The organism is Nocardia lijiangensis NBRC 108240, assembly GCF_001613045.1.
GTDB lineage: Bacteria > Actinomycetota > Actinomycetes > Mycobacteriales > Mycobacteriaceae > Nocardia > Nocardia lijiangensis.
Genome location: NZ_BDBP01000190.1, coordinates 1 through 4,645, shown reverse-complemented (window position 1 = coordinate 4,645; position 4,645 = coordinate 1). Strand labels below are relative to the sequence as shown.

Below are 4,645 nucleotides of genomic sequence, written 5' to 3'. Positions count from 1 at the left end.
GACCGGTGCGGTCACCGACACCCTGGCTCGGTCGCGTTCCGATATCGCGGTGACCGCCTTGTTGCGCCGCGACCGGTCCGAACCGCGCTACCTGCTGACCAGCCTGGCCGAATCGTTCACCGCCGGCGTACCCGTCGATTGGCACAGCGCGACGGCCACGGACAGCGCTGTCGGCATGGATGCGGATTCGGTTGCGGCGGTGGCTGTTCGCCGAGTGGGTCTGCCGACGTACGCGTTCCAGCGCCAGCGGTTCTGGCTGGAGCCGGTGGCCGGACGTGGTGACGCGAGTGCCCTGGGCGTGGAGGTGGCCGCTCACCCGCTGCTGGGTGCTGCCGTGGAGCTGCCGGCCGGTGGTGTGGTTGTGACTGGGCGATTGTCGTTGCGTTCGCATGAGTGGCTGGCGGACCATCAGGTCGCCGGTGCGGTATTGCTGCCCGGCGCCGGGTTCGTCGAGTTGCTCCTGGCCGCGGGTGATCGGGTCGGAGGCGCGGTCATCGAGGAGCTGACGGTGGTGACACCGATGCTGCTGTCGCCGGATCCGATGCAGGTGCGCGTCGCGGTGGGCGAACCGGATGCGGACGGACGCCGCGAGGCGAGTGTGCACTCACGCCCGGACGCACGCGCGACCGGTGGCGGAGAGTGGATGTTTCATGCGAGTGCGGTCCTGGCGACCGATAGTCAGACGGGTAGCACGCCCCCGGGTGTGGGTGTGTGGCCACCGGTCGATGCCGTCGAGGTGGGTCTCGCCGAGGCGTATGAGCGGGCGGCGGAGCACGGATACGGCTATGGTCCGGTGTTCCAGGGCTTGCGGCGGGCGTGGCGGCGTGGGGACGAGTTGTTCGCCGAGGTGGCGGTGCCGTCGGAGACGGGGACTGATCTCGGTGCGTTCCTGATGCATCCAGCGCTGCTCGACAGCGCGCTGCACGCGATGGTGCCGGGGATCGATGCCCAGGCCGGGACGGCGGGTCTGCCGTTCGGCTGGCGCGGAGTCCGGGTGTTCGCCACGGGGGCCGAGCACGCGCGGGTGCGTATTGCTCCGCTCCCTGCGGGCGGGGTGTCGGTGTTGCTGGTCGACGACCGGGATGTCCCGATCGCGAGCGTGGACGCGTTGAGTATGCGACCGATTCCGGAGAACCTGCTGGGCGGTGGCAGCGACGGGGTGGTGGATTCGTTGTACGAGGTGCAGTGGATCGCGCAGTCGCTGCCGGAGTCGGCGAAGCCGGATCGTTCGGGATGGGTGTTCTTGGGCGACAAGGACATCGATGGGTTCGAGGGTGCCGGTGGCCGGTGGTTGCCGGATGTGGCGGCGTTGACCGCTGAACTCGAAGCGAGCGGCGGCACCGTACCTCCGGTGGTGTTGGCTCCGCTCGATTCGGCGGGTTCGAGCGAGCCGGTGGTCGACGGTGTGTATCGGCGGGTCGATGCGGTGCTGGCGTTGTTGCAGGCTTGGCTGGCCGAGCCGCGGCTGGTTGACGCACGCTTGGTCGTGGTGACCCGCGGTGCCTCCGGTATCGGTGCGGTCGCGCCTGGTTCCGAGGCTGGCGATTCGGTGTCGGGTTTGGCGGGTGCGTCGGTGTGGGGTCTGGTGCGTTCGGCGCAGTCGGAGCATCCGGATCGGTTCGTACTGGTCGACACGGATGCCACACCGGAGTCGTGGCGGGCTCTGGGGGCGGCCCTGGACAGCGGTGAGTCGCAAGTGGTGCTGCGGGCCGGGCAGGCCACCGTGCCTCGCTTGACGCGGGTGAGTGTGCCGTCGGCCTTGACGATTCCCCAGGATCAGGCGTGGCGTCTGGGCGCTCCTGAGGTCGGATCGCTCGACTCCTTGCGGGTCCTCAGCGACCCGGCAGCCGACCATGCCGCGTCCGGTGCGTTGGCGCCGGGGCAGGTGCGGGTCGCGGTGCGGGCGGCGGGGGTGAATTTCCGTGACGTGCTGATGACTTTGGGCATGTATCCCGGTGCGGTCGCGCTCGGTAGCGAGGGCTCGGGTGTGGTGCTGGAGGTCGGCGCGGGGGTGTCGGGTTTCGCGCCGGGTGATCGGGTGTTGGGTGTCTTCCCGGATGCGTTCGCGGCGGTGGCGGTCGCCGATGCGCGGATGTTGGCGCCGATGCCGCCGGAGTGGTCGTTCGAGCAGGCCGCGGCGGTGCCGGTGGTGTATTTGACCGCGTACTACGGGTTGGTGGATCTGGCGGATCTGCGCGCGGGGGAGTCGGTCCTGATTCATGCCGGCGCCGGTGGCGTGGGTATGGCGGCGGTGCAGCTGGCTCGGCATTTGGGTGCGGAGGTGTTCGCGACGGCGAGTCCGGCCAAGTTCGGTGTGCTGCGTGAACTCGGTGTGGACGACGCCCATGTCGCGTCGTCGCGGACCACGGAGTTCGAGTCGGTGTTCGCGACCGCGACCGCGGGTCGTGGCATGGATGTGGTGCTGAACTCCCTTGCCCACGAGTTCCTGGACGCCTCCTTGCGATCGACGGCTGCCGGCGGCAGGTTCGTGGAAATCGGTAAGACCGACGTGCGCGAGATGGAACAGGTCGCTGCCCAGCATCATGGTGTGCGGTACCTGCCGTTCGATCTGTTCGGTTCCGCGGGTGCCGAACGTATTCAGCAGATGCTGGTCGAGCTGCTGGGGTTGTTCCGGACCGGGACGCTGCGGGTGTGGCCGGTGCGGGTGTGGGATGTCGGCCGGGCACGCGAGGCATTCCGGTTCATGCGTGAAGGTCGCCACATCGGCAAGAACGTGCTGCGGATGGATGGCGCGTCGCCGGTGTGGGACGACCACGGCACGGTGTTGATCACCGGTGGTTCGGGCGCTCTGGGCACGATGCTGGCCCGGCATGTGGTTACCGCGCATGGGGTTCGGCGCGTGCTGCTGGTAAGCCGTCGTGGCGAATCGGCGGAGGGCTTCGCCGAGCTTCGGCAGGAACTGCTCGCCGCCGGTGCGGTGTCGGTGCGCGCGGCAGCGTGTGATGTGGCGGATCGTGCTCAGTTGGCGGCGGTGTTGGCCGGTGTCGATCCGGAGTTCCCGGTGCGGGCGGTCGTGCACACCGCCGGTGTGCTCGATGACGGCGTGATCACGTCGCTGAGCCCCGAGCAGGTGCGGCGGGTTCTCGAGCCGAAGGTCGCCGCGGCGTGGAATCTACACGAGCTGACCCGGGATCTGGATCTGCGCGGATTCATCCTGTATTCATCGGTGACGGGCATCCTCGGTTCGCCAGGACAGGGCAACTACGCCGCGGGCAATGCGTTCCTGGATGGGCTGGCGCAGTATCGGAACCGCATGGGCTTGCCCGCTACCTCGCTGGCGTGGGGTCTGTGGGAGCAGACATCGGGCATGAGCGGGCATCTGAGCTCCGGCGATCGTCAGCGCATGAATCGCGGCGGATTGCTGGCTTTGAGCGAGGCCGAGGGCCACGGCCTGTTGGATCGGGCCTCGGCGGTGCTGTCGCAGACCCTGGTGCCTGCGCGTTTCGATCTCGATATGTTGCGCGCCAACAGTATCGGAGGTGCCCTCGCGGGACTGTGGACGACTGGTCGCGGTGCCGTCGGCCGTCCTCGTAGGGACCGCGCTGGGCTGGGCCGGCGGTTGGCGTCCTTGTCCGATGCGGAGCGTGCGCGTGTGCTGGCCGCGGTGATCGGTGCCGAGGTGGCGGCCGTGCTCGGCTACGAGCAGGGCACGTCGATCGCGGAGGAGCGGGCGTTCAAGGATCTGGGATTCGATTCGCTGACCGCGGTGGAGTTGCGGAATCGGTTGGTGAGGTTGACGGGTTTGCGGTTGCCGACAACGTTGGTTTTCGATTATCCGACGGTGGCGGAGCTGGTGGCGTTCGTCCAGGCGGAGATGTCGGGAGCGGTCGCCGCACCCGCGTCCGTGGTGGCGGCCGAGGTCGACGATCCGATCGCGATCGTGGGTATGGGATGTCGATTCCCCGGTGGTGTGGGTTCTCCGGAACAGTTGTGGCGCTTGGTCGCTGACGAGGTGGACGCGGTTTCCGAGCTTCCGATCGATCGCGGATGGCCGGAGGATCTGTTCAACCCGGACCCGGACGCGCCTGGCAAGACCTACGCCCGGGCAGGCGGATTCCTCTACGACGCTGCGGATTTCGATGCGTCGTTCTTCGGTATCTCGCCGCGTGAAGCGTCGGCGATGGATCCGCAGCAGCGGCTGTTGCTGGAAACGGCTTGGGAGACGATCGAACACGCGGGCATCGATCCGACCAGTCTGCGCGGCACCCAGACCGGGGTGTACGTCGGGGCGATCGCGCAGGACTACGGTCCGCGGGTGGGACGTGGTCCGGCTGATGTCGAGGGTCTGTCGCTGACCGGTATCACCCTGAGCGTGGCGTCGGGTCGAGTCTCGTATGTGCTGGGACTGCTCGGTCCGGCGGTGTCGGTCGACACTGCGTGCTCCTCGTCGCTGGTGGCCCTGCATCAGGCCGTGGCGGCGTTGCGGGCGGGCGAGTGTTCGATGGCCCTGGCCGGTGGCGTGACGGTGATGTCCACCCCGGGCATGTTCGTGGAGTTCTCGCGTCAGCGGGTGATGTCTACGGATGGGCGGTGCAAGGCCTTCGCTGCTGCGGCTGATGGTGCGGGGTGGTCGGAGGGTGTGGGAATGCTTCTGCTGGAGCGTCTTTCGGATGCGCGGCGGCTC

The 4,645-nt window shown here is 68.4% G+C and carries 1 protein-coding gene; it reads left to right on the top strand.

Translation table 11 applies throughout. The annotated features are described in order from the left end of the window. Positions 1-49 precede the first annotated feature (49 nt). Positions 50-4,645 (top strand): SDR family NAD(P)-dependent oxidoreductase (locus NL1_RS35660; protein ID WP_156095209.1); only part of this gene is annotated, 4,596 nt, incomplete at its 3' end.